The sequence below is a fragment of the Dyella silvatica genome, from assembly GCF_026283955.1.
Taxonomy (GTDB): domain Bacteria; phylum Pseudomonadota; class Gammaproteobacteria; order Xanthomonadales; family Rhodanobacteraceae; genus Dyella_C; species Dyella_C silvatica.
This window is the reverse complement of record NZ_JAPDPE010000012.1, coordinates 18,306-43,640: the sequence shown is the minus strand read 5'-3', so window position 1 is coordinate 43,640 and position 25,335 is coordinate 18,306. Positions and strand designations below refer to the sequence as shown.

The 25,335-nt window shown below is 60.5% G+C and carries 23 protein-coding genes and 1 riboswitch; of the genes, 17 read left to right on the top strand and 6 right to left on the bottom strand.

The genetic code is table 11. The features are described 5' to 3' along the window. Window positions 1-16 precede the first annotated feature (16 nt). The 5 genes from OUZ52_RS04395 to OUZ52_RS04375 all read left to right on the top strand — a co-directional run bounded on the left by OUZ52_RS04395 (window position 17) and on the right by OUZ52_RS04375 (window position 6,171). Complete coding sequence (locus tag OUZ52_RS04395) at window positions 17-2,263, top strand: hypothetical protein (RefSeq protein ID WP_266157114.1); 2,247 nt, start codon at window positions 17-19, stop codon at window positions 2,261-2,263. A gap of 121 nt (window positions 2,264-2,384) precedes the next feature. Further along, complete coding sequence (gene dapB, locus OUZ52_RS04390) at window positions 2,385-3,188, top strand: 4-hydroxy-tetrahydrodipicolinate reductase (RefSeq protein WP_266157113.1); 804 nt, start codon at window positions 2,385-2,387, stop codon at window positions 3,186-3,188. A gap of 241 nt (window positions 3,189-3,429) precedes the next feature. Continuing rightward, on the top strand, window positions 3,430-4,335 hold the full coding sequence (gene pdxY / locus OUZ52_RS04385) for a pyridoxal kinase (RefSeq protein WP_266157112.1): 906 nt from the start codon (window positions 3,430-3,432) through the stop codon (window positions 4,333-4,335). Between the two features lie 32 nt (window positions 4,336-4,367). Then, complete coding sequence (locus tag OUZ52_RS04380) at window positions 4,368-4,823, top strand: hypothetical protein (RefSeq protein ID WP_266157111.1); 456 nt, start codon at window positions 4,368-4,370, stop codon at window positions 4,821-4,823. Between the two features lie 81 nt (window positions 4,824-4,904). Then, a riboswitch (yybP-ykoY riboswitch) is annotated at window positions 4,905-5,082 on the top strand. An 81-nt stretch (window positions 5,083-5,163) separates the two neighbouring features. Continuing rightward, window positions 5,164-6,171 carry a sodium:calcium antiporter gene (locus OUZ52_RS04375; RefSeq protein ID WP_266157110.1) on the top strand — a complete coding sequence of 336 codons (1,008 nt, stop codon included), beginning with the start codon at window positions 5,164-5,166 and terminating at the stop codon, window positions 6,169-6,171. A 1-nt stretch (window position 6,172) separates the two neighbouring features. On the opposite strand, the gene OUZ52_RS04370 is transcribed toward OUZ52_RS04375, so the two are convergent. Next, window positions 6,173-6,931, bottom strand: coding sequence for a tetratricopeptide repeat protein (locus tag OUZ52_RS04370; protein WP_266157109.1), 759 nt, complete (start codon window positions 6,929-6,931; stop codon window positions 6,173-6,175). Window positions 6,932-7,027: 96 nt separating this feature from the next. Next, complete coding sequence (locus OUZ52_RS04365) at window positions 7,028-7,723, bottom strand: 2OG-Fe(II) oxygenase (RefSeq protein ID WP_266157108.1); 696 nt, start codon at window positions 7,721-7,723, stop codon at window positions 7,028-7,030. 219 nt (window positions 7,724-7,942) lie between these two features. On the opposite strand from OUZ52_RS04365, the gene carA reads away from it, so the two are divergent. The 5 genes from carA (at window position 7,943) to OUZ52_RS04340 (ending at window position 14,583) form a co-directional block, all read left to right on the top strand. Further along, window positions 7,943-9,070 carry a glutamine-hydrolyzing carbamoyl-phosphate synthase small subunit gene (carA, locus tag OUZ52_RS04360; RefSeq protein ID WP_266157107.1) on the top strand — a complete coding sequence of 376 codons (1,128 nt, stop codon included), beginning with the start codon at window positions 7,943-7,945 and terminating at the stop codon, window positions 9,068-9,070. Between the two features lies 1 nt (window position 9,071). Then, the gene (gene carB / locus OUZ52_RS04355; protein WP_266157105.1) at window positions 9,072-12,299 is read left to right on the top strand and encodes a carbamoyl-phosphate synthase large subunit; all 3,228 of its coding nucleotides are present in this window, start codon (window positions 9,072-9,074) and stop codon (window positions 12,297-12,299) included. After that, entirely contained in the window at window positions 12,296-12,772 is a 477-nt protein-coding gene (gene greA / locus OUZ52_RS04350; protein ID WP_266157104.1) for a transcription elongation factor GreA, read from the top strand. The genes carB and greA overlap by 4 nt, the downstream gene beginning before the upstream one ends. Before the next feature lie 105 nt (window positions 12,773-12,877). Continuing rightward, window positions 12,878-14,029, top strand: a complete 1,152-nt coding sequence (locus OUZ52_RS04345; RefSeq protein WP_266157103.1) for an MGDG synthase family glycosyltransferase — start codon at window positions 12,878-12,880, stop codon at window positions 14,027-14,029. Then, the gene (locus tag OUZ52_RS04340) at window positions 14,026-14,583 is read left to right on the top strand and encodes a hypothetical protein (protein ID WP_266157102.1); all 558 of its coding nucleotides are present in this window, start codon (window positions 14,026-14,028) and stop codon (window positions 14,581-14,583) included. Before OUZ52_RS04345 ends, OUZ52_RS04340 begins: the two co-directional genes overlap by 4 nt. Window positions 14,584-14,680: 97 nt before the next feature. Here the strand turns inward: OUZ52_RS04340 and ykgO are convergent, their stop codons facing one another. The 3 genes from ykgO to OUZ52_RS04325 form a co-directional block, all read right to left on the bottom strand. Beyond that, a complete protein-coding gene (gene ykgO, locus OUZ52_RS04335; protein ID WP_010342887.1) occupies window positions 14,681-14,806 on the bottom strand; it encodes a type B 50S ribosomal protein L36 in 126 nt (41 codons plus the stop codon). 61 nt (window positions 14,807-14,867) lie between these two features. Then, window positions 14,868-15,779, bottom strand: a complete 912-nt coding sequence (locus OUZ52_RS04330) for a LysR substrate-binding domain-containing protein (protein ID WP_266157099.1) — start codon at window positions 15,777-15,779, stop codon at window positions 14,868-14,870. 234 nt (window positions 15,780-16,013) lie between these two features. Then, window positions 16,014-18,032, bottom strand: coding sequence for an NADPH-dependent 2,4-dienoyl-CoA reductase (locus tag OUZ52_RS04325; RefSeq protein ID WP_266157135.1), 2,019 nt, complete (start codon window positions 18,030-18,032; stop codon window positions 16,014-16,016). A 268-nt stretch (window positions 18,033-18,300) separates the two neighbouring features. Between OUZ52_RS04325 and OUZ52_RS04320 the strand changes: the two genes are divergently transcribed. Next, window positions 18,301-19,044 carry a creatininase family protein gene (locus tag OUZ52_RS04320; RefSeq protein ID WP_266157097.1) on the top strand — a complete coding sequence of 248 codons (744 nt, stop codon included), beginning with the start codon at window positions 18,301-18,303 and terminating at the stop codon, window positions 19,042-19,044. Window positions 19,045-19,184: 140 nt separating this feature from the next. Then, window positions 19,185-20,306, top strand: a complete 1,122-nt coding sequence (locus OUZ52_RS04315; protein WP_266157095.1) for a YncE family protein — start codon at window positions 19,185-19,187, stop codon at window positions 20,304-20,306. Window positions 20,307-20,387: 81 nt separating this feature from the next. On the opposite strand, the gene OUZ52_RS04310 is transcribed toward OUZ52_RS04315, so the two are convergent. Then, entirely contained in the window at window positions 20,388-20,648 is a 261-nt protein-coding gene (locus OUZ52_RS04310) for an acyl-CoA-binding protein (RefSeq protein WP_266157093.1), read from the bottom strand. A 136-nt stretch (window positions 20,649-20,784) separates the two neighbouring features. Here OUZ52_RS04310 and cmk point away from each other — a divergent pair, with 136 nt between their 5' ends. From cmk to lapB, 5 genes are all read left to right on the top strand, one after another. Continuing rightward, window positions 20,785-21,465: a (d)CMP kinase gene (gene cmk, locus OUZ52_RS04305; protein ID WP_266157091.1), complete on the top strand. Its 681-nt coding sequence runs from the start codon at window positions 20,785-20,787 to the stop codon at window positions 21,463-21,465. A gap of 166 nt (window positions 21,466-21,631) precedes the next feature. Further along, window positions 21,632-23,308 (top strand): 30S ribosomal protein S1, encoded by a 1,677-nt coding sequence (rpsA, locus tag OUZ52_RS04300; protein ID WP_266157089.1) that lies wholly within the window; start codon window positions 21,632-21,634, stop codon window positions 23,306-23,308. 62 nt (window positions 23,309-23,370) lie between these two features. Beyond that, window positions 23,371-23,673 carry an integration host factor subunit beta gene (locus OUZ52_RS04295; protein ID WP_114845960.1) on the top strand — a complete coding sequence of 101 codons (303 nt, stop codon included), beginning with the start codon at window positions 23,371-23,373 and terminating at the stop codon, window positions 23,671-23,673. A 225-nt stretch (window positions 23,674-23,898) separates the two neighbouring features. After that, window positions 23,899-24,165 (top strand): lipopolysaccharide assembly protein LapA domain-containing protein, encoded by a 267-nt coding sequence (locus tag OUZ52_RS04290; protein ID WP_266157088.1) that lies wholly within the window; start codon window positions 23,899-23,901, stop codon window positions 24,163-24,165. Further along, the gene (gene lapB / locus OUZ52_RS04285; protein WP_266157087.1) at window positions 24,162-25,334 is read left to right on the top strand and encodes a lipopolysaccharide assembly protein LapB; all 1,173 of its coding nucleotides are present in this window, start codon (window positions 24,162-24,164) and stop codon (window positions 25,332-25,334) included. The genes OUZ52_RS04290 and lapB overlap by 4 nt, the downstream gene beginning before the upstream one ends. Window position 25,335 lies beyond the last annotated feature (1 nt).

The window sequence follows — 25,335 nt, the reverse complement described above, 5'->3', positions numbered from 1 at the left end:
ATCGATAAGGAACGATATGGACATCTGGAAGTGGGTGCAGGATCTTGACGATGATTTGCGCGAATCGGGGCAACACCGTATCGCCGATCTGATTCAGCGCATTCCGCACGAACTGCACGAAAATCACCCCGAGCGTGTCGAGGCGATGCTGCCCGAGGCACTGGCGGCGGCGCGTGCCATGCAGAATCGCATGCGCAATTTGTTCGAGGGCGAAAAAGCCTTGCCCGAAGCTGTGGCCTTGCTCGAATTCGCCCATCGCGATGAGACCCGCGATTGTCCGCAATCCATTTGCGTAACGCAGGACATCGCCATCTGTTACGGCAATGTCGATGGCCCAGGCTGGGTGCCTGAGCGACTGGCCTTGTGCGAAGAGACCTTGAGCCGAATCGATCCATCGCGCCCGTGCTACGACTGCATCAGCCGCGAGTACGCGGATGCGTTGATGGATGCCGAACGCAACACCGAGGCAAAGGCATACCTGGAGCGCCAGGCGCAGGCCATTTTGCAGGCCGGCGGCGAACCCGGTGTGGCGTATCAGGAATATCGGGCTCATGTCTTGTTCAAGCTGGGGCAGTTCGAGCAGGCGCTGGCCGAATTGAAGCGGATCGACGAGGCCAACCAAGAAGACGATGACGACGGCGATCGGCTGAGCCGGAATGTGTGGCGGGCCTTGACGCTGGCAAAGCTGGGGCGCACGGATGAAGCCTGGGAGATGCTTCCTTCCTTCAATTCGGAGCTGGTTCCCAGCCTGTATGACAAGTGGTCCGAAGCGGTGGCTTTACTGCTTGAGGGACACCCTGAGCGTAATACCTGGCAGCTTGGCCGCCTGACCGCATCGATGGTCAGCCACATGGATAGCGTCGGCGCACATCGCCTATGCATCGTGCTTGCCTTGCGCCACGGCGAGTTGGCGCTACGGCGACAGGCCTATTGGACCGCACAGCGCGCCTTGGCTGCGGCGCAACGGCATTTGCCCTTGCTGCGTATCGATGGCGGGGCCGCCCAGGCCATCGCCGACTTCGCCAGCCGTGTCGCTGCGGAATCCACGGTGGCCGTCACGCTGCCGGTTCCTGCCGAACAGATCAACGAGTACCTGCGGGCACAAGAAGAATCCAACCCCGAGCAGGACATCGACATTGTGCTGGCGGCCTATGCCCAGCGGCCTGATGATGCCCAGCTGGCCGACTTAGCTGGGTCTGCCATGAGTGCCTGCGGCGCGAACGACGAAGCCAAGGCGCATTTGTGGGCGTTTGTGCGGCGCCACCCCGAGCAGGAAGACGGGCCGACCTCGCGCTTGCTGCAATTGCTGTTGCAAGGCGACGATGCCGAGGTCATTCAGTTGGCGAGCTTGCTCGAACCGGTGCGGCCGGTGTTTGCGCAGTGGTGCCTGGCGCGGCTTGCGTTTGAGCGGTCACGCTGGAAACAGGTCGGCGAGCACGTCGAGCCCTTGCTGCAACTGGCGCCCGATTCGCACGGCGCACGGCGCTTGTGGGCGGCAGCGGCGATGGCCGACCACGATTTCAACAAGGCCGTGGCTTTGCGGCAGGCCCTGGTCGATGCATCGGAAGCGCCAAGCGACGACGATTGGGATCTGATGACTGCGGCCAGTGCTGCCGGTGACTGGGCGGTAGTCCGTCAATGCGCCGCTCGTGTAGGCATGCAATTGAGCAACGAAGAAGGCCCGGTGCGCGAGCAATGGGGCTGGCTGCGTTTGCGCTACGAAGAAGATGGCGAGACCTTCGAGTACTTTGGCCGCCGTACCGGGCCGGTTACCGCCGAGGTGGCTTCTATCGCGGGGCCGCGCCGGCAACAGCATGTGCGCGACCAGGTTGTGTTCGATGCGCAGCCATTGGAGTCGCCGCCGGAGAACGAGGAGGAGCGCGAAGGCTGGCTTTCTCCCTTCCGGGTCGTGCATACGCTATCGCAGGCTAACTACCGCAGCTGGTTTGTGGACGGTGCGCACCCTGGTGAGCAGCGTTTCGAGACTTTGCGCGAAGCTATTGAAGGCATGCAATGGTCCATGTGGGTGACCAGCCCAGAGGACTACAGCGTGCTGGATCCAGTGCAGCAAGACGATGCGCGCCTGCCCGGCATCTACTTGTTGCTGGCCACGCCACCGGACGCCTCGCCGATACTGATCGATCGCCAGCTGGGTGAGTTAACCGCCGGCTGGGAGCATCCATGGTGCTGGCGACAGTTGGCCGAGGAGGCTGGCCACGACGTGGATCGTCACGAGGGCATCATCGAGGCGTATGGCCTTTAACGAGCGATGTCTTGAAAATCACCGGCGACAAGATGTTGCCGGTGAGGTTGCCGATGCCTAGGGATCTACGATTCAGGCCTGCTAGCATCGTTCGCTTATTCACGCTTTCAGGAACGTTCGCATGAGCCGTCCGCTACGGGTCGCTATCAATGGAGCCTCTGGCCGCATGGGGCAGGCGCTGCAAGCCCTGGTACGCGCCGATCGTCGTTTTGAGCTGGTGCATGCGGTGGTTTCGCCCGGCTCGCAAAACGATGGCATGCCGATTTATCGCGAGCTGTCCGATGCATTGCGCTACGCCCACGACTGGAGTACGGCGCGCGACATGGATGTAGTGATCGATTTCAGTGGCCCCGCCGGCTTGTCGGCCACCCTGGACTACTGCATTGCCCATCGCGTTGCCCTGGTCACCGGCACCACTGGCTTGGATGCTGCACTGACTCAGCGGCTGGATAGCGCGGCCGCGCACATTCCCTTGTTGCGTGCTGCCAATTTCAGTCTTGGCGTCGCCGTGCTGACGCGTTTGCTGCGCGAGGCTTCGGCCGCTTTGCGCGACTGGGATCTGGAGATCATCGAGGCACACCACGGCCGCAAAGAAGACGCCCCGTCCGGTACTGCCCTTGCCTTGGGTGAGGCTGCCGCGGAGGCACGCGGCACCACGCTGGCACAGGATGCGGTGTATACCCGCGAAGGGCGTCCAGGGCCGCGCCAGGCAGGCACGATTGGTTTTGCCGTCGTCCGTGGCGGCGACATTGTCGGCGAACACCAAGCCTTGCTGATCGGCCCGGGCGAACGGGTGGAGCTAGCCCACCGCGCCACCGACCGCTTGATCTTTGCCCGCGGTGCGGTGGAGGCGGCTCATTGGCTGGCCGGCAAGTCGGCGGGTCATTACGACCTTGATGCGATGCTGGCTGAGCGTACGGGTTAGAGCGGGTTAAATCGGGAAACGGAGTTGCGAGCGGGGAACAGGGAATGGGGAACGGGGAACATGAAGGTCGAGTGGTGGTGCAGCGCTCTTTTTGATCTTTGTTGCCCTTTTTTTCTCTTGCTTTTTAGCTCCTGCTTTTTACGCTTTTCCCCGTTCCCCGTTCCCCGTTCCCCGTTCCCCGTTCCCCGTTCCCCGTTCCCCGTTCCCCGTTCCCCGTTCCCCTCCAACAAAGGTCATCCGCATGACCCAGCTCGACGCTCATCTTGTTCATGGCCGACGCCAACGTCCGGAAGGTCCGGCGCCGGTCGATATCATTTCTGTGCAGTCGCAGCTGGTCTACGGCTATGCCGGCAATAGTGCGGCGATGCCACCGTTGCGCCAGCTTGGCTTGCGGGTGGCGGAAGTGCCGACGACCCTGCTCAGCAATGCACCGTTCTATCCGACCACGCGCGGACGGGTGTTGCCTAGCGATTGGTTTGCCGAGCTCTTGCTCGGCACGCGCGAGCGCGGGGTGCATCAACGGGCCCGTGTGTTGATGTCGGGCTATCTTGGCAGTGTCAGTAATGGCGAAGCGTTTGCGGATTGGCTCGAGCAAATATTGCCGGAGGCGCCGCAGTTGAAATTCTGTCTCGATCCGGTGATCGGCGACACGCATACCGGGCCATACGTCGAGCCAGGGCTGGAGGCGGTTTTTCGCCATCGGTTGTTGCCGCACGCCTGGTTGCTTACGCCTAATGCGTTTGAGCTGGGGCGGCTCACCGATAGTGACGTGGTCACCGAGTCACAAGCCATCACTGCGGCGCAGCCATTGCTGATGCAGGGGCCCGAATGGGTGGTGACGCACAGCGTGCGCGGTGCCGCGAGCGAGCTGCTGACGCTGGCAATCAGTTGCGATGCATGTTGGAAGATCGCCACCCCCGAACTGCCTATCGACGTTGCCGGTACCGGCGATGTACTGACCGCGTTGCTGGTCGCCTTTCTGCTTGAAGGCGAGACGATGCCGCGTGCTTTGGAGCGGGCGGTGGCGGGTGTGCATGCGACCCTGGAATCCACCCTCGCCGCGCAGCACGAAGAGCTGGATATCACGGTGGCTGCTGCCGTAGCCGGGCAGTTGGGTCTGGTGCGTTTTCCCGCGCAACGCGTCTGATTGCCGCAGGGTTACTTTGCCTGCGATAAATCGTGCATTTTAAGCTTATGACCTTGCCTGCCCATTCCCTGCTTATCCTCGCTGCATCGCTGAGCGCCATAGCGTCGGTGCTGCACATCGTCATTTTATTTGGCGGCCCCGCCTGGTATGACCGCTTTGGCGCAGGCGCGCGTATCGTCGAATTGTCAAAGGCTGGGCATTGGTATCCGACTGCGATCACCGCGGTTATCGCCAGCGTGTTGGCCGTCTGGGCCGCGTATGCCTTATCCGCTGCCGGCGTCTTGCCACGGTTGCCGTTGCTGCGCACGGTGTTGTGCGCGGTCACCGCCATCTATCTGCTACGCGGCCTGGTGATTGTGCCGATGCTGTTGTTTGCTCGCGAGCGAGTAAATGCATTCCTGTTGTGGAGTTCTTTGGTCTGCTTGTTCTATGGCGCGGTCCACGGGGTGGGGCTGATCCAGGTATGGCCGATGCTCAGTACGGGCTAGCAGCACGGGCTAAACGGCTTCTTGGTGCGGCCTGCGGGCCGCTTCACTTGCCGCGGTACCGCTTCACGGTTACCATCGCGCCGTGTTGTCATTGGGGAGTAGCCATCCTCACCCCCTTGATAGCCCTGTGTTTGTCGGGCTATCGCAGCAGAGGAATTCGCGTCAACAGACTTGAAGCACTGGCTTTTTAAGCCGAGGTTTCATGGCGCGAATGGTTGTTACGGCTCCGCTTGGAGCTGTGCCCGCCCGGCGAGACCTTTGGCCTTGACGTGCTCACCCTGCCGGGCGAGCGACGTCAATGCGCCATTGGTTATCCGCTCGCCCGGCTGTGGATTTTTCCATGCTTATTGCACTGTGGTTCTTGTTATCCGCTGGCGCGATTTATTTCGCCTGCGAGTACTTCGTCAACGGGATTGAATGGTTTGGGCGCAAGCTCAGCCTGGGCGCGACCGCTACCGGTACGGTGCTGGCTGCCTTCGGCACGGCCTTGCCTGAGAGCGCGGTGACCTTTGTCGCGGTGGTGTTCGGCAAGACAGCCGAGCAGAAAGATATCGGCGTGGGCGCCGCACTGGGTGGCCCACTGGTGCTGGCGACGATTGCTTATGCGGTGGTCGGTCTGGCGCTGTGGAGAAATCGGCGCCGGATCAAACAGGCTGACTGCATTGTGCGCGTCGAGCATCGGCGACTGGCGCGTGATCAGGCCTGGTTTTTGGCCATCTTTGTCGTCAAATGCGGGCTGGGCTTGATCGCGTTTGCGATCAAGCCCTGGCTGGGCGTGTTGTTTCTGGCTGCGTATGCCATGTATGTGTGGCGTGAACTGCAAAGTAGCGATACGGCCCCCGAAGAGGAGGAACTGGAGCCGCTGAAGTTTCAGCCTGCGGCACTGGACCCGGCGATGTCACGCGTTCTGTTGCAAACAGTGCTGGCCTTGCTGGTGATTGCGTTTGCTTCGCACACCTTCGTCAAGCAGATTGAGGCGATTGGTCTGGCCTTGCAGCTCTCGCCGCATCTGGTGGCCTTAGTTCTCAGTCCGGTGGCGACTGAGCTGCCTGAAACGGTTAACGCACTGATCTGGGTGCGTCAGGGTAAAGAGCGACTTGCCTTGGCGAATATTTCCGGCGCGATGATGATTCAGGCAACCATTCCCAGTTCGTTCGCGCTATTTGCCACTCCCTGGCTATTCGACGCGCCGTTGATGGTGGCGGGTGCGCTGACGGCTATCGCCATTGTGTATTTGTGGTGGTTGTTCCGCCGTGGCCGGGTCGACGCTCGCTGGTTGGCGCCGGTCGGCCTGCTTTATGCGGTGTTCGCAGCCTTTGTCAGCTGGCATTTCAGAAACCCTGGCTGAGTTACGCGCCGGATTCGTCCAACTGAGCCAGTTCACGGCGGGCAGCCTTGAGCCAGGAGTCTTCTTTGCGGCGGTAATAGCTAGGCATCAGCTTGGCGCGCTTGAGCTGCCCTTCGAAGACTTGGCGCGCCTCGGCGGCGCGTTGACTCTTGCCGAGCAGGCAGGCGTAGCGAAAGCGGCCTTCCTCGCCGGGGTAGCTGTCGGCCAGGACGCTGTATTCCTGTAAGGCTGCGTCGGTTTCGCCCAGCTCCTCCAGGCAGCGTGCGTAGAGCAGGTGACCCTCGCTGGATTTGAAGCTTGGGTTAGCCTGGATCAGCGCTTCCAGGGTGTGCCGGGCACCGGCGTAGTCGCCGCCGCCGGCCTGGGCCTGAGCCAGGCCCAGCATGAAGCCGGGCTCGGTGGCGTACATGCCAGTAAGCAGGCTGCGGTAAAGCTCTTGGGCATTGAGATAGTCGCCCAGTTGCAGGCTTTCTTCGGCCAGGTGGCGGCGATTGTCGACCGTGTCGGCCAGCTCCAGCCGCCCTTGCAGCTCGCGGCGGCGGCGTTGCGGGTCGATCGCCTGCATGGCTTTATTGGCTACCTTGCGCCCGCGCGGGTCGTGCCGCAAATCAGGGATGATCGCCACCAGCGCATACACCACCACCGCAAGATAAGAGCCGATCAGGATCAGCCAGATCCAGTACAGCGGGCGGCCGCTGCGCACCACGTGGACGGCGCACGCGACCTGCAGTGCGATAGACAGAAACAGAACGATAGGCATGCCACTTCCCTGGATGCGGTGATCAACTGGTCGCGGATGTTACCGCTGTGGCGCAGGCCATGTGAGTGCTGGGTGAAATCCGCGAGGGGCGGCGCTTTAGTCCCGGTGCGCGGCGCTGCGGTCGCGGTCGGCGCCGAGTTTGCGATCCAGTGAGCCAAACAGCTTTTTGAACGCCCGCGAGAATTTGCCGCGCTTGGTCTTGCGCAGCTTTTCTTCTTCGCTGGTCAGCCAGGCAATTTGAATGACCCGGCGCTCGCCTTCGAACGGCAGGTGGCCGTGAAATGAGTTGTCACAACGCTTGAACACGGCAAACTCGCCGTAAAGCGGTTTCAATTCCGGGGCGACCAGATCGTCGATGTCATCGACACGATTGAGAAAACGCAGGCAGCCGTCGCTGGTATCGGGCCATTGCGAGTTGAGATAGAGCAGGGCGGTGGCGACCTTGGACTTGCTGTCGGTGTGGATGGTGCCGTGGCGCTTGTTGAGCGAGCGGCACAGCGTCACCAGCGTCGGGTATTGGTCCAGATGCTCGATGCCCAGCCGGCGCCCGACCGCGCGAGCGAACTCCGGTGTGGTCAGGTTCTGGATCAGCAGGTTGACGGAGAGGCCGCAATCGCTGGGATCGTAGGGGAAGAAGCCCGCGCTGGTGTAACCGGGAAAGTCGTTTTCAAGCTCGGTGCGCGCCTCGTCGGGCAATTGGCCGTGCGCGATCATGAACGGAAAGGGTTCTTGTCGTATGTCCGTATCCGGGCGGTCGAGACGGGCAGGATCGAGAAGAACGGCTGCGCTCATAGGCGTGGTGAATTTCCATGGGTGTCGCGGCGTAGTGTAGCGCTGACCGCGGAGCCCTTCATGTGACGGGCGTGTGTCATTCATGCTTTATCCGGTGGACAGAAAGCCTCGTCACACCTATCATTGCGACCCGCCCTGTAACTTTCCTCGATCAAGGTCCACAAGCCAGTAGTACTAAGGCTTGCGGACTTTGCTGCACCTACGAAGGCGGTTCTCCCGATGCCTATCCCTGCTCTGCTTGCCCTCGAAGACGGCAGCGTGTTTCACGGTCATGCCGTGGGCGCGACTGGTGAAACCGTTGGCGAAGTCGTTTTCAACACCGCCATGACGGGTTACCAGGAGATCCTCACCGATCCCTCGTACGCTCGCCAGTTGGTCACTCTTACTTACCCGCACATCGGCAATACCGGCATCAATGCCGAGGACGCCGAGTCCACCGCTGTACATGCGGCGGGCTTGATTGTGCGAGACGTGCCGCGCCGTGCCAGTAACTGGCGCAGCACCGAAAGCCTGCCCGATTACCTTAAGCGTCATGGCATCGTGGCCATCGCCGGGATCGATACCCGCCGGCTGACCCGTATCCTGCGCGACAAGGGCGCGCTCAGCGGCTGCATCGTCGCCGGTGAGCAGGTGGACGCCGAGGCGGCACTGGCCAAGGCACGGGCCTTTCCTGGCCTGAACGGCATGGACCTGGCCAAGGTGGTCAGCGTTACCCAGCCTTACCCATGGAAGCAGGGCGTTTACGACCTGGATCGCACCGCCTTCAATCAGCCGGCGCTGCGCTTCAAAGTCGTGGCCTATGACTTCGGCGCCAAGCACAATATCTTGCGTCTGTTGGCCGAACAGGGCTGCGATATCACCGTGGTGCCGGCGCAGACGCCAGCCGCCGACGTGTTGGCGATGAAGCCCGATGGTGTGTTCCTCTCCAATGGCCCGGGCGATCCGGCGGCTTGCGACTACGCGATTGCCGCCACGCGCGAGTTCCTCGAAGCCAGGATTCCCTTGTTCGGCATTTGCCTCGGACACCAGATCATGGGTCTGGCTTTGGGCGCAAAGACGCTGAAAATGAAGTTTGGCCACCACGGCGCCAATCATCCAGTGAAAGACCTGGACGACGGTCGGGTGCTGATCACCTCGCAAAACCATGGCTTTGCGGTTGATCCTGCCACCTTGCCGGCCAATGTGCGCATTACTCACAGCTCGTTGTTTGATGGTTCGTTGCAGGGCTTTGCGCTCACCGACCGACCGGCGTTTTGCTTTCAGGGTCATCCCGAAGCGAGTCCGGGGCCGCATGACATCGGCTATTTATTCGACCGTTTTGCCGCGCTGATGCAGGGGACCCGCTGAGATGGCCAAGCGTACTGATATCAAAAGCATCCTCATCATCGGCGCTGGCCCGATCGTTATCGGCCAGGCCTGCGAGTTCGATTACTCGGGCGCCCAGGCATGCAAGGCGCTGAAGGAGGAGGGCTACCGGGTGATCCTGGTGAACTCCAACCCCGCCACCATCATGACCGACCCGGAAACCGCCGACGCGGTGTATATCGAGCCGATCAACTGGCAGACGGTCGAGCGGATTATCGCCAAGGAGCGCCCGGATGCGGTGCTGCCGACGATGGGCGGCCAAACCGGCTTGAACTGCGCGCTGGATCTGGCCGATAACGGTGTACTGGAGAAGTACAACGTCGAGCTGATCGGTGCCTCGCGCGAAGCCATCCGCATGGCCGAAGATCGCGAACTGTTCCGCGTGGCGATGGCCGAAATCGGCCTGGAATGTCCGAAAGCCGAAGTGGTCCGCACTTTCGAGCAAGCCGTCTTGGCGCAAGCCAAGGTGGGTTTCCCCACCATCATTCGGCCCAGTTTCACGCTGGGCGGTTCGGGCGGTGGTATCGCGTATAACCGCGAAGAATTCGAAGAGATCGTCAAGCGCGGCCTGGACCTCTCGCCGGTCGGCGAAGTGCTGGTCGAAGAATCGGTGCTGGGTTGGAAAGAGTTCGAGATGGAAGTGGTTCGCGACAAGGCGGACAACTGCATCATCGTCTGCTCGATCGAAAACCTCGATCCGATGGGCGTGCATACCGGCGACTCGATTACCGTCGCACCGGCACAGACGCTGACCGACAAGGAATATCAGCGCCTGCGTAACGCCTCGATCGCGGTGCTGCGGAAAATCGGCGTGGACACGGGCGGCTCCAACGTGCAGTTCGGCATCAATGCCGAAGATGGTCGCGTTGTCGTCATCGAGATGAATCCGCGCGTGTCGCGTTCATCGGCGCTGGCTTCCAAGGCCACCGGTTTCCCGATCGCCAAGATCGCCGCGAAGCTGGCGGTCGGTTACACCCTGGACGAATTGAAGAACGACATCACCGGTGGTCTGACTCCGGCATCGTTCGAACCGTCCATTGACTATGTGGTCACCAAGATTCCGCGCTTCGCCTTCGAGAAGTTCCCTTCAGCCGATGCCCGCCTGACGACGCAGATGAAGTCGGTGGGTGAGGTGATGGCGATGGGGCGCAGCTTCCATGAATCTTTGCAAAAAGCGCTGCGCGGGCTGGAAATCGGCAAGACCGGCCTCAATCCGACCGGGCTGGATATCAGCACCGAGGATGGCTTGGCGGTGCTCAAGCGCGAATTGCGTGAGCCGCGGCCTGATCGTGTGTTTCATCTGGCGGATGCTTTCCGCGCCGGTCTTTCGCTGGAGGAGGTGCACAACCTCAGCCGCGTCGATCCATGGTTCCTTGCTGCCTTTGAAGACATTGTGCTGACCGAGGCTGAAGTGACGGCGCAAGGCATCACCGCGCTCGACGCTCCGCGGTTTCGCGAACTGAAGCGCATGGGTTTTGCCGATGCGCGTCTGGCCGAGCTGATGGGTACCGACGAAACGGCGGTGCGTCACCTGCGTCATACCCTGGGTGTGCGCCCGGTATACAAGCGGGTGGACTCCTGTGCGGCGGAGTTTGCTACCACCACGGCTTATATGTATTCGACCTATGAGGAAGAATGCGAAGCCCAGCCGACCGATCGCGACAAAATCATCGTGCTCGGCGGCGGTCCCAACCGCATCGGTCAAGGCATTGAGTTCGACTACTGCTGCGTGCATGCCTCGCTTGCCCTGCGCGAAGACGGTTTCGAGACCATCATGGTCAACTGCAACCCGGAGACGGTTTCCACCGACTACGACACGTCAGACCGCTTGTACTTCGAGCCGCTGACGCTGGAAGACGTGTTGGAAATCGTGGCTGTCGAGAAGCCCAAGGGCGTGATCGTGCAGTACGGTGGCCAGACGCCGCTGAAGCTGGCGCGTGCGCTGGAAGCCGCCGGTGTGCCGATTATCGGCACGTCGCCCGACTCGATCGATCTGGCCGAAGACCGCGAACGCTTCCAGCAGATGATTACCAAGCTGGGCCTGCTGCAGCCGCCGAATCGCACCGCGCGCAATGCCGACGAGGCCTTGGTGCTGGCGCGTGAGATTGGCTATCCGCTCGTGGTGCGGCCCAGCTACGTGCTCGGTGGCCGGGCGATGGAAGTGGTTTACGACGATGCCGATCTGTCGCGCTACATTCGCGAAGCGGTGCAGGTTTCCAATGATTCGCCGGTGTTGCTGGATCGCTTTCTCGATCACGCGGTCGAAGTCGATGTCGACATCATTGCCGATACCGAGGGCAACGTACTGGTCGGCGGCATCATGGAGCATATCGAAGAGGCCGGCGTGCACTCGGGCGATTCCTCCTGCTCGCTGCCGCCGTACTCGCTTACCGCCGAGGTGCAGGACGAGCTGCGGCGCCAGGTTGCCATGATGGCGAAAGAGCTCAAAGTGATCGGCTTGATGAATACGCAGTTTGCGATTCAAGGCGACACCGTGTTCATTCTGGAAGTGAACCCGCGCGCGTCGCGCACGGTGCCCTTTGTCTCCAAGGCGACCGGCGTGCCGTTGGCCAAGATTGCCGCGCGGGCGATGGCTGGCCGTACCCTGGTACAGCAAGGCACCACGCGTGAAGTGATTCCTGCGTATTACTCGGTGAAAGAGGCGATCTTCCCGTTCCTGAAGTTCCAGAACGTCGATCCGATTCTTGGTCCCGAGATGCGTTCCACCGGCGAGGTCATGGGCGTGGGCCGTAGCTTTGGCGCCGCTTTCGCCCGCGGTCACGACGCCGCTGGGATCAAGACTCCGCCCAAGGGCAAGGTGTTTGTATCGGTGCGCGATGCCGACAAGGACCGCTTGCTGCCGGTCGTGCGCGATGCGATCGCTCGTGGTTTCAGCATTGTCGCCACCGAGGGCACGGCCCGCTATCTGGCCGAGCACGGTGTGCTCTGCGAGCGCATCAACAAGGTGGCCGAAGGGCGACCGCATATCGTCGACTTGATCAAGAACGGCGAGATCGTTTATATCGTCAATACCACCGAGGGCAAGCAGGCGATCGCCGACTCGTTCTCGATCCGGCGCGAGGCTTTGCAGCATCGCGTTACTTACTCCACTACCGTTGCGGGCGCGCGAGCATTGGTGCATTCGTTGGATTTCCACGGCACCGGTGAAGTGCACAGCCTGCAGGAATTGCACAAGGAATTGAGCGCATGAGTCGCGCCCCTATTACCAAGGTTGGTTCAGAGCGCTTACGTGCCGAGCTTGAACGTCTGAAGTCGGTCGAGCGGCCGCGCATTATCGCCGCGGTTGCCGAGGCACGTGCGCACGGCGACTTGAAAGAAAACGCTGAATATCATGCGGCGCGTGAGCAGCATGGTTTCAATGAAGGGCGTATTGCCGAGCTGGAGGCCGGGCTGTCGACGGCCGAGGTGATCGACGTCAGCCGTCTGGCTGCGGGCAATCGCGTGGTATTCGGTGCCACCGTCGATCTGGAAGACATCGACAGTGGCGAAGCGGTGACTTATCAAATCGTTGGCGATCTCGAGGCGGATATCAAACAGCGCCTGATTGCGGTTTCGTCACCGATTGCGCGTGCGCTGATCGGCAAGAACAATGGCGACGAATTTGAGTTCACCGCGCCCAATGGCGTGAAATCCTATGCGATTGTCGGTGTGCGTTATAGCTAAATGAGCGGGTACGGTGTTTTGCGTGGCGGTCTCGCCGTCGCGCAAAACACCGCTGAGTGATCGGCAGCTTCTGCCAGCAAGATGCGCTTATTAAGGATAGAGATGATGTCCCAGCGGAAGATTCTTTTTCTCAGCGTTTCGGCAGGTGCTGGCCATGTGCGAGCCGCTGAAGCTTTGCGCCTGACGGCGGCGGCGAATCTGCCCGAGGTGCAGACCTTGCATCTGGATGTGATGGCTTACGTCCCCGCGGCATTTCGCAAGCTTTACACCGATTTCTACATCAAATTGGTCAATAGCTACCCTACGCTTTGGGGCATGTTGTACCAAAGCACGAATGAAGCCGATCCGGGCAGCCCGTCGCAGAAAATACGCCGCGCCGCCGAGCGTTTGAGCACGCGCGCCTTGTGCCGCGCCATCGACGAATTCGCCCCCGACGCCATCGTCTGCACGCATTTCTTGCCTGCCGAAATCTTGATGCACGAGATTCGACGTGAGCGGTTGACAGTGCCGGTATGGGTGCAGGTCACCGACTTCGATTTGCACGGCATGTGGGTTATTCCGAAAATGACCGGCTTTTTCGCCGCTAGCGATGAAATCGCTTTCCGCATGCGCGCCAATCACATCGAAGCCGAGCGTATCCACACGACGGGTATTCCGGTGGTTCCTGCTTTTGCTTCGCCGCAAGATCGCCAAGCTTGTGCCCGGCATTTTGGCCTGGACCCGGGTCGGCGCACCATCATGCTGATGGGTGGTGGCGCAGGGATGGGCAAGCTGGATGAGGTGGCGGCAGCGTTGCTGCAGCTCGATCATGCGGATCAGCAGGATTTCCAGCTGATTGTGCTGGCGGGCCGTAACGAGGTCGCGCTGAAAAAACTTCAGGCCATCGCGGCCCAGCATCCTGGGCGGCTTTTCCCCTTTGGTTTCACTAACGAGGTGGAGCGACTGATGGCTTGTTCCGACCTGGTTATTACCAAGCCCGGTGGCTTGACGACGTCCGAGTGTCTGGCGATGGGCGTGCCGATGGTGGTGAATGCACCGATTCCGGGCCAGGAAGAGCGCAACGCCGATTATCTGCTCGAGCAAGGAGCTGCGCTCAAGGCGGTCGACCTGGTTTCGCTGGAATATCGGGTGCGTCTGTTGCTGTCTGAGCCCGAGCGGCTGGAATCGATGCGTGCGCGGGCGCGTAGTCTTGGCCGGCCTCAGGCGGCGCAGCGCGTGCTCGATATCGTGCTGGAACAACTCGACCAGGCAAATTGAAGCCGGCGCAGGCCGGCTTCAGTGAAGAACAAGATCAGATGTACTTAGGCACGCGTACTGGTAACGAGGTATCTGCCCGCCCCTGGGTGTTATCGCTGACTATTCTCTGGACACTGCTATTGGCGTTCTTTTTTGCCAATGTGGAAATCCAGATCGAGGGTAGGGCGGGGTGGGCGGCGAATCTGCCTACCTGGCGGATTGAGCACCATTGGCTACTGGATATCTTTTGGGGCGGCCGGCCGATGACCGGCTACCACGCATGGATTTTCCCCTGCGTAGCGCTGTTTTTTCATTTTCCCCTGATATTTGCCGGGCATTGGAGCTGGCGTGCCGAGGCGCGTGCGCTCGCCTGCATCATGCTGTTCTGGATTGCCGAGGACTTTCTCTGGTTTGTCTTGAATCCGGCGTTTGGCTGGACGCATTTCGCGCCGCGCTTTATTCCCTGGCATATCCACTGGTGGGGTGTGGCCCCGACCGATTACTGGGTTTCGTTATTGATGTCGGCGGCGCTGTTCTCGCTATCGTGCCGGCAGCCATCGCGCCGCGCGTCGTAACCGAGGTAAGCGCGCTATCAGCGAAGGCGGTTGGCAGGCCTGGGGCACAAAAAAGGCCGCTTTCGCGGCCTTTTTTACTGACACGTCGCAGCTGAAATCAGCGCTGACGAGCCTTGAAACGGGGGTTGCTCTTGCAGATCACGAACACTTTGCCACGACGGCGCACGACTTTGCAGTCACGGTGCCGCGCCTTGGCGGACTTCAAAGAGGAAAGCACCTTCACGGCCAGCTCCTGAAACTAATGGATAAGATAAGCGCGGAAGTGTAATCGTTTGAAAGGCTTATCACAAGTCCGTAGCTCTTTTAGATTCAGTCACGGTGGAGAGGAATTTAGCCACCACCGGCGAGGGGTCATCGGCCCGGCTGGCAACGGCCAGCAGCATATAGGCGTCCGGGTCATCCAGGGGCACATAGCGCACCCCGGCCAGGCCGACGCTGCGCATCGAGGCGGGTACCAGCGCCAGTCCCATGCCGGCGGCGACCAGCACCAGCAAGCCGTTGATTTGTTGGGCATGCAGGCGAATCAGCGGGTGAAAATCCGCCTTGATCGCAATGTGTACCAGGCGGTCGTAAAGCGTGGCGGCCAGTTCGCGGGGTTGTACCACAAAGGGCTCGGTCGATACCTCTCGCAGCTTGACGCTGCTGCGGTTCGCCAAGGGGTGGCCAGAGGGCAGGGCGAGCAAGAGTGGCTCGCGATCGATCAAATCCAGCCGCAGTGCTTGTTGGTCGGCCTCATGTTTAGGCTCGTCGCGGACAAAGCCGACATCGAGCTGGCCGGCCAGCAAGGCATCGAATTGCGATTCGGTATACATCTCGTTCAGTTGCACACGGACATTCGGGGCCAGCTGGCCGTAGCGCAGCAAGGTTTCCGGCAGGGTCGGATGAAAGGTTACCGATACCGTATATGCCAGCCGCAGATGACCGCTGAAACCTGCCGCCGCTTCAGTGACTTGGATGCGTGCCTCGTCGGCTTTGGCGAGGATTTGCCGGGCTTGCTCCAGGAATACGCGGCCGGGGTCGGTCAGGGCCACATTGCGCTTGTCGCGATCCAGCAGGCGGACCCCAAGGTCTCTTTCAAGAGATTGAATTTGCTGGGATAAAGGGGGCTGGGACAGATGCAGTCGCTGTGCGGCGCGGCTAAAGCTCAATTCTTCCGCGACGGCAATGAAGTAGCGCAGCTGGCGGAAATCAAACATATAGGGAAATCGAATAAGTAGTGCGATAAATATATATTTGATTCGTTGCGACGTCGACCTATAATCGCGCTTGTCCCGCCACCGTCCCCTCCCCCCAGGTGGCGGCGACCCCCGCCCCGCAGCGACGCTATCCCCCCGATATACGGTCTCCCTCCCCCTGAACCGTTATCGAGGCGTCGCCTAGCGGGGCGCTTTCTTTTTGCGTTTGCCGCATCGGCGTAACCCGCCTCGCGATCAAAGGCGGGTGGCGAGCTGAGTGCCTTGGGCGATCGCGCGTTTTGCATCCAGTTCAGCCGCTACATCGGCACCGCCGATCACATGGGCTTTGATGCCCATGGCTGTCAATGCATCGGCGAGTTTGCGATTGGGCTCTTGCCCGGCACAAATCACCACGCTATCGACAGGCAGAATCTGCGATTCACCTTTCACGCTGATATGCAGGCCCCGATCATCAAAGCGTTCGTAGCTGACATCGCCAAGCATGGCGACTCGCTTGGCCTTCAGCGTGGCGCGATGAACCCAGCCCGTGGTTTTGTTGAGGCGAGCGCCGGGGCGACCCTGGCTACGCTGAAGTAGCCAGATTTGCCTGGCTGGCGCTTCCGGCTGTGCCGGCTGCAGGCCGCTGCGGGTATCGAGCTGCATGTTCACCCCCCATTCGCGAGTCCAGCGCTGGACATCGGTAGTGGGCGAGGGGGCGTGCTCGGCGAGAAATTCGGCGACATCGAAACCAATGCCGCCAGCGCCGATGATGGCTACCCGGGCGCCCACCGGTTTGTCGTGAGCCAGCACGTCCAGATAACTCAGTACGCGCGGATCGTCGCTGCCGGCAAAGCTCACCCGGCGCGGGGTGATGCCGGTGGCGATGACAACCTCGTCATACCCACTGGCTTGCAGCGAGGCCGCATCGGCGGTTTGACCTAGCTGTAGTCCTACGCCGAGGTCGTGCAGTCGGTTGCGGAAGTAGCGCAGGGTTTCTTCAAACTCTTCCTTGCCGGGACTGCGCTTGGCGTAATTGAACTGGCCACCAATGCGTTCGGCCTGGTCGATCAAGGTCACACTATGGCCGCGCTCGGCAAGCGTGCTGGCGCAGGCCATGCCTGCTGGGCCTGCGCCGATCACCGCGATGCGCTTGCGTGTAGCGGTGGCTGTCATCGGCCATTCGGTTTCGTGGCAGGCTCGCGGGTTGACCATGCAGCTGGCGCGGCGGTTTTGGAATACATGATCGAGGCAGGCCTGGTTGCAGGCGATGCAGGTATTGATGCGGTCGCTTTGGCCTGCCTGGGCTTTGCGTGCCCATTCGGGATCAGCCAGAAGCGGACGGGCCATCGAGACCATGTCGGCCTCGCCTTCGGCGAGAACGCGCTCGGCCACATCCGGCATATTGATGCGATTCGTGGCGATCAATGGAATCGACACTTCGCCTTTGAGTTTGCGCGTCACCCAGGCAAAGCCTGCGCGCGGCACACTGGTGACGATGGTCGGCACGCGCGCTTCATGCCAACCGATGCCGGTATTGATAATGCTGGCGCCAGCCGCTTCGATGCCTTTAGCCAGGGTGACGATTTCGTTCCAGTCCTGGCCGCCGTCGACCAGGTCCAGCATCGACAGGCGATAGATGATGATGAAATCGCGCCCTACCGCTTCGCGGGTTCGCCGCACGATTTCCAGTGGCAGGCGCATGCGCCGAGTGGCATCGCCACCCCAGGCGTCGCTGCGCTTGTTGCTGCGTTCGGCGAGAAACTCATTGATGAAATAACCTTCCGAGCCCATCACCTCGACGCCGTCGTAACCCGCTTCTTGGGCCAGTTGAGCGCAGCGGACAAAGTCACGAATGCTGCGTTCCACACCGCGAGCGGATAGTGCGCGCGGAGTAAACGGGGTAATCGGCGATTTGATTTTCGATGGCGCTACCGACAAGGGGTGATAGCCATAACGGCCCGCATGCAAAATCTGCATGCAGATCCGCCCACCTTCCGCATGCACGGCGGTGGTCAGTGTGCGATGCCTGGCGACATGCCATGGCATCGATAGGCGGCCGCCGAACGGTTTCAACCAACCCTCGATGCTGGGCGCAATGCCGCCGGTCACCATCAGGCCCACGCCGCCCCGCGCTCGTTCGGCGAAATAGCCGGCCAGCTTGTGGTAGTCGCTGGCCTTGTCTTCCAGGCCGGTATGCATCGAGCCCATCAGGATGCGATTGGGCAAGGTGGTGTGGCCGAGATCGAGTGGGGCGAATAGATGCGGGTAGCGCATGCGGCTGGCCGAATTAAAACGATCGTATGAATCTGCCTTGGTCGGGGCGTAATTGCAAGCGTGCATGCTGGGCTTGCTTGTCAGCCCGGCGGCCTCATTGCTGTACGGCAGCCAGCTTGATGCTTATGTCAACGGTGCACTTCGCCGATCTCATCCTTGATAATCGGGTATGCATTTCACGCGAGAACCTTTTATGCGGCTTTTTTTGCGACGAGCTCTCGCTTGCGCGATTTTTTTTCTCGTCGCCACTCAGGCGGTTTTTGCACAAGTGCCGAAGACCGTATTGCTTGAGGATTTGACCTGGACCGAGCTGCGCGATCAGATCCAGGCGGGCAAGACCACCATCATTATTCCCATCGGCGGGACCGAACAAAGCGGGCCAGATGTTGCCGTCGGCAAACACAACGCGCGGGCCAAGGCGCTGTCGCAACTGATCGCCCAGGGCTTGGGCAACGCCCTCGTTGCGCCGGTGATCGCTTATGTGCCTGAGGGGGGCTATGCGCCGCCGACCTCGCATATGCGTTTTCCCGGCACCATCACGGTGACTGACGATACCTTCGAGAAAACCCTGGAATCCGCTGCGAACAGCTTTAAGGTGCATGGGTTTAGTCATATTGTTTTCCTCGGCGATCACGGTGGTTATCAGGCCGATATCAAGCGCGTGGTGGCCCGACTCAACAAGGCTTGGTCGGGTACCGCGGCCAAGGCGTTCGTGCCGCCGGAGTACTACGGCGCAAGCTCGGACGGTTATGCGCAGTTGTTGCGTCAGCACGGTTATCGCGATAACGAGATCGGCACGCATGCCGGCCTTGCCGACACTTCACTGCAGCTTGCCGTGGCACCGCATATGGTTCGGCAAGATCGGCTGCACAATGATTTGAAGTTGGGGGCCGCAGATGGCGTCTACGGTGGCGATCCGCACCGTGCGACCGCCGAGCTTGGGCAGATGGGCGTCGAGCTGATCGTGGCGCAAACCATTCAAGCCATCAAGCGAGATACTGCGGGTCGTTGATGAGTTCACCGCCAGGTGGTGAACTCGCTGTTTTTCATGTTTCTGGATAAAGGTGTTCTATGTATTTAAATGCCCGTCGTTGGTCTCGCTTGGTACCGTTGATCGGTCTCGCTTTAACCGGTTTAGGCGTTACCTGCAGCGTGACTGCAGCATCCGCCATCACCACGGTGCCGGGTATGGCGCCGGTGGTGAATCCCGACAATCTTTATAGTGAAGCGGGCGCTGATCATCTCAGTCCGGTGGTGGCATCGGCATTGCAGCGTGTCTATGTGCCTAACCTTCGCTCCAACGATATCTACGTGATCGACCCCGCCACGTTGAAGGTGGTCGACAAATTCAAGGTCGGCCGTAGCCCGCAGCATGTGGTTCCCGCCTGGGATTTGAAAACCTTGTGGGTGGCTAACAATGACGAAGGCAAGGCGGGCGGTAGCCTGACGCCGATCGATCCCAAGACCGGCAAGCCGGGTCAGGCGGTTCCGGTAGACGATCCCTACAACATGTACTTCACCCCGGATGGCAAAGAAGCCATCGTGGTCGCCGAGGCGCATGCGCGGCTAGATTTCCGCGATCCGCAGACGATGGCGCTCAAGTCGAGCCTGGAGGTGCCGCAGTGCAAGGGCATCAACCACGCCGATTTCTCGATCGACGGCAAGTACGCCATCTTCACCTGTGAATTCAGTGGCGGTATCGCCAAGATCGATATGGTGAACCGCAAGGTGGCTGGCTACCTGCAGCTGGCGGCCAAGGGTATGCCGCAAGACATTCGCGTCTCGCCGAACGGTAAGGTCTTCTATGTCGCGGACATGATGGCCGATGGCGTATTCGTGATCGATGGCGACAATTTCACCAAGACCGGCTTCGTCGCCACGGGTGTGGGCGCACATGGGTTGTACCCGAGTCGCGATGGTACCCGGCTGTATGTTGCCAATCGCGGTTCCAATCGTATCCATGGGCCTGCCCAGGACCATGCGGCTCATGGCAAGCCTGTTCGCGGTAAGGGCAGTGTGGCGGTGATCGATTTCGCCACCGGCAAGGTCATCAAGACCTGGCCGATTCCCGGTGGCGGCAGCCCGGACATGGGCAATGTCAGTGCTGACGGCAAGAAGCTTTGGCTATCGGGTCGCTTCGATGACATGGTCTATGCGATCGACACGACGACGGGCGATGTCAAATCCATCAAGGTCGGCATGGAGCCGCATGGTTTGACCGTGTGGCCGCAGCCTGGGCGCTATTCCCTCGGGCATACCGGAAATATGCGCTAAGCGGGTGCTGCCCACTTCTGTTTGCCGCCGTGCTTGCACGGCGGCATCGGTGGCTGAGGGTTTGCTGCTATCGCTATCCGCTCAGGCGTCGAGCAGCTGCCGCACCAGCTCAATGTAGCGACGCATGGCTTCGTCTTTGGGTGTTCCGCGCAACTGGCCCCAGGCCTCGTACTTTGCTGTGCCCACGAAATCAAAAAAGCCCGGCTGTGAGCTACGCAGGTCGCCCTCCGAGCCCTGCTTATAAAGCGCATAAAGCTTGAGCAAGGTGTCGTTGTCCGGCCGCACTCCTAGTCGCTGAATATCTTCGGCGGATTGCTCAAACTCGCGGCGAAGATCGGTCATAAGTGGGCTGCGGTGGGGCGGACGAAAGGGTCGGAACCTGATGATACGCGTTCAGGAGCGAGTCAACGAGATAACATAGCCGACTTGAGTGCGGCTGGCATAGCCGTGAGCCAACTATTTTCCGTCAGGAGCCACCATGAGTCGTAGCCAAATCGTTCCCGTACTTACTATTGATGGACCCTCGGGGTCAGGTAAGGGGACGGTTAGCCGCCTGGTGGCTGAGCATTTGGGCTGGCGCCTGCTGGACTCGGGGGCCCTGTACCGTGCGGTAGGGTATGCCGCTGGCATGGCTGGGTTGGATTTATCCGATGCCGAGGCGGTGACTCGCTGCGCCGAGACCACCAAAATTCACTTTCGGGCGGCGGCCGATGGGGGTGACACCCGGGTTATCGTCAACGGGCATGACGCCACCGACGAGCTGCGTACTGAAACGGCAGGGGCGGCGGCGTCCGCGATTGCCTCCATGCCTTCCGTGCGGCAGGCGTTGGTGGCTCTGCAGTTGGGCTTTCGCAAGAGCCCCGGGCTGGTAGCCGACGGGCGCGACATGGGCACCGTGATCTTCCCCGATGCGCCGTTCAAGGTGTTTCTGACCGCCAGTGCCGGCGAGCGGGCGAAAAGACGCTATAAGCAGTTGAAGGAAAAGGGGCTTAGCGTTACACTTGCTGGCCTTCAGCGCGAAATTGAAGCGCGTGACGCCCGCGATGCATCGCGAACCGTTGCGCCGCTCAAGCCCGCCGTCGATGCCGTATTGGTGGATAGCACCGGCATGGGGATCGAGGATGTGGTCGCGAAAGTACTTGCCGTCGTGAAGCCCTGAGTGGCTGCACACGGCTTTGGTGCTCCATGTCGCGGCATGGAGTTTTGGTCAACGGTGCCAAGGAAGCAATTCCTGTAGACACCCATAACCGGTGGGCCGATCTGTTTGTACGCATTTATCCGATGGCGTACGCAGACCACGGCCTTTTCTCATTTCTGGAATCAACATGACTGAAAGTTTTGCCGAACTGTTTGAACAGAGCCAACAGGCCATCTCCAAGCTCAAGCCGGGTGCCATCGTTACCGGTATCGTTGTGGAAATCCGCAACGACGTCGTCGTAATCAATGCAGGCCTGAAGAGCGAAGGCATCGTCCCGATCGAGCAATTCAAGGACGAAAAGGGTGAGCTGGAAGTGCAGGTGGGCGACGAGGTGAAGGTTGCCCTCGACGCTCTGGAAGACGGTTTCGGCGAGACTAAGCTCTCCCGTGAGAAAGCCAAGCGTTCGATGGTGTGGGATGACCTCGAGCAGGCTTTCGACAAGGAAGAGACCATCACCGGCATGATCTCCGGCAAGGTCAAGGGTGGCTTTACCGTCGATATCAAAGACGTCCGCGCATTCTTGCCGGGTTCGTTGGTCGATGTCCGTCCGGTCCGCGATCCGGTCTACCTCGAAGGCAAAGAGCTCGAGTTCAAGATCATCAAGCTCGATCGCAAGCGCAATAACGTGGTGGTCAGCCGCCGCGCCGTCGTTGAGACCGAGTTCTCCGAAGAGCGCGAGAAGCTGTTGGAGCGTTTGACCGAGGGTGCCGTGGTCAAGGGCACCGTCAAGAACCTCACCGATTACGGCGCGTTCGTGGACCTGGGCGGTATCGACGGTCTGCTGCACATTACCGATATGGCGTGGAAGCGCGTTCGTCACCCGTCCGAAGTGGTCAATGTCGGCGACGAGCTGGATGTCCGCGTGCTCAAGTACGACCGCGAGCGCAACCGCGTTTCGCTGGGCCTCAAGCAGCTCGGCGATGATCCGTGGGTCGCCATCGCTCGCCGTTATCCGGTGGGCAGCCGCTTGTTCGGCAAGGTCTCCAACGTCACCGATTACGGCTGCTTCGTCGAGATCGAGCCGGGCGTCGAGGGTCTGGTCCACGTGTCCGAAATGGATTGGACCAACAAGAACGTCAACCCGGCCAAGGTGGTGCAGGTTGGCGATGAGACCGAAGTGATGGTGCTGGACGTGGATGAAGAGCGTCGCCGCATCTCGCTGGGTATCAAGCAGACCCGTTCGAACCCGTGGGAAGCCTTCGCAGCGATGCACAAGAAGGGCGACAAGGTGTCCGGTCAGATCAAGTCGATCACCGATTTCGGCATCTTCATCGGCCTGGACGGCGGCATCGATGGTCTGGTTCACCTGTCCGACATCACTTGGCAGGGTACCGGCGAAGACCTGGTCCGCAACTTCAAGAAGGGCGACGAGATCGAAGCCGTGGTGTTGGCCGTGGATCCGGAGCGTGAGCGCATCTCCCTCGGCATCAAGCAGATGGAGCAGGATCCGTTCGGCCAGTTCATGGCAGTCCACACTCGCGGCACCATCGTCAATGGCACCGTGAAGGAAGTCGATGCCAAGGGTGCGGTGATCGACCTGGGTGAGGGCGTCGAGGGTTATCTGCGTGCCAACGACATCGCCAAAGAGCGCATCGAAGACGCTACCCAGCATCTGAAGGTGGGCGACAAGGTCGAAGCCAAGTTCACCGGCATGGATCGCAAGGGGCGTCAGCTCCAGCTGTCGATTCGCGCCAAGGACGAGCAAGATCTTGACGAAGCGATGACTGAGTACTCCTCAGCTTCCAGTGCCGGTACGACCAGTCTCGGCGCACTGCTGAAAGAACAGCTCAAGAAGGCTGACTAACGTGCCTGCGACAGAGCGGTGATTTGCCGCTCTGTCGCCTTTGTCACGGACATTGGGGACCCATGACCAAATCCGAATTGATCGAGGCGCTGGCGCGGCGCCAGACGCATCTTGCGTTTGGTGATGTCGAGCTCGCGGTGAAAAGCGTGATCGAACAGATGAGCCATGCGCTTGCCAACGGCGAACGTATCGAAGTGCGCGGTTTTGGCAGCTTTGCGCTGCATTTCCGGCCGCCACGGATGGGACGTAACCCGAAGACCGGCGACGCGGTCGCGCTACCGGGTAAGCATGTCCCGCACTTCAAGCCGGGCAAGGAACTGCGCGAGCGCGTCAATATGCTGTTGGAGCAGTCTTCCGCAGGTTGAGGGCTTAGGGTGCTTCATCTATTCAAAGGCAGGCCAGCGGACGTTGGCCTGCCTTTTTCTTTGCGGCGAAACGCGGCGGCAGGGTGTCCTGAGTGGCCCATCAAGCTTTTGTGAGCAGGGTTTGCGCCGTTCCAATATGCCGTATCGATGCGCAGCTGAATCGTAGTTTTCGCTGTTGAGAACGAATGCCTGTGCCGATCATGGGCAATCGGTTAAAGTCGCCTGATGCGATTGATCGTGATACTGATTCTGCTGCTATTTATCGCCGCCGGCATTGTGCTGGGGGCTCTCAATGTCGATTTGGTCAGCTATGACCTCGCTTTTGCGCATGTCGAACTGCCCAAGGGTGCTGCCTTGTTGGTGATGCTGGTCGTCGGCTGGCTGCTGGGTGGTCTTACCGCCTGGCTCGGCGTAAGCGCGCAGCATCGACGTCAGCGCCGCCATGAACAGCGGACGCTGGACAAGAGCAAGAAGACCCCGGCCAACGCATGAGCGCCCTCTATGTGCTGGCTCTGTTGGTGCCCACCGCCTTCGCCTGTGGATGGTGGAGTGCGCGGCGTGCCGGAGTGCGCCGCTCGGGGGAGCAGGTCAGTGAGCTTTCCTCGGACTATTTTCGCGGCCTCAACTATCTGTTGAACGAGGAGCAGGACAAGGCTATCGAGGTCTTCCTGCGCCTGGCCGAATACAACCGCGACACCGTGGAAACACATCTTGCGCTGGGCAATCTTTTTCGTCGGCGCGGTGAGGTCGATCGGGCGATTCGCTTGCACCAGCATTTGGTATCGCGGCCGGGATTGTCCGACGCCATGAAGACCGTGGCCTTGCTCGAGCTGGGTGAGGACTATATGCGGGCCGGTCTGCTCGATCGCGCCGAGACCTTGTTTTCCGACCTGGTGGCTATGGATGCCCACGCCCCGTCGGCGCTACGGCATCTGATCGCTATTTATCAGCACGAGCGCGATTGGCATAAGGCGATCGATCACGCGCGCCGGCTGGAGGCGATGGTCGGTGAGGACGAGTCGGGCATGGTCGCGCAGTTTTATTGCGAGTTGGCCGATCAGTCGCGGCAGCACGGCGCGCGACAGGATGCACGGGAATACCTGAGGCAGGCTTTTATCAGCCAGGCCGATTGCGTACGCGCATTCATGCTGACCGGGCGCTTGCATGCTGAAGATGGCGAGCATGCCGAAGCAGTCGATGTCTACGAGGCTGCGGTCGAGGCTGACATCGCTTTCGTGCCAGAAATTTTGCCGCCGCTTTTAAATAGCTATGCGCGCTCACAGCAAATGGAGCGGGCCGAGCGTTTCTTGCGTGACATACTCGCTCGTTATCATGGTGTTTCGCCGGTATTGGCGTTGACTCATTTGTATCAACAACGTGATGGCGAACGTGTGGCGATTGACTTTCTTACCTCGCAGCTCAGGCAGCGCCCTTCGGTGCGTGGCCTGATGGCTTTGATCGATGCCACCATGGACAAGATCGAAGGTGAGGCGCGCGAGAATTTCCTGATCTTGCGCGACCTCACCAAAAAGCTGCTGGAGGGGCAGGCTATGTACCGTTGCAGCCGCTGCGGCTTTGGTGCCAAGGCGCATCATTGGCAGTGTCCAAGCTGCAAAGGTTGGAGCACGATTCGTCCGATCCATGGCGTAGCTAACGAGTGAG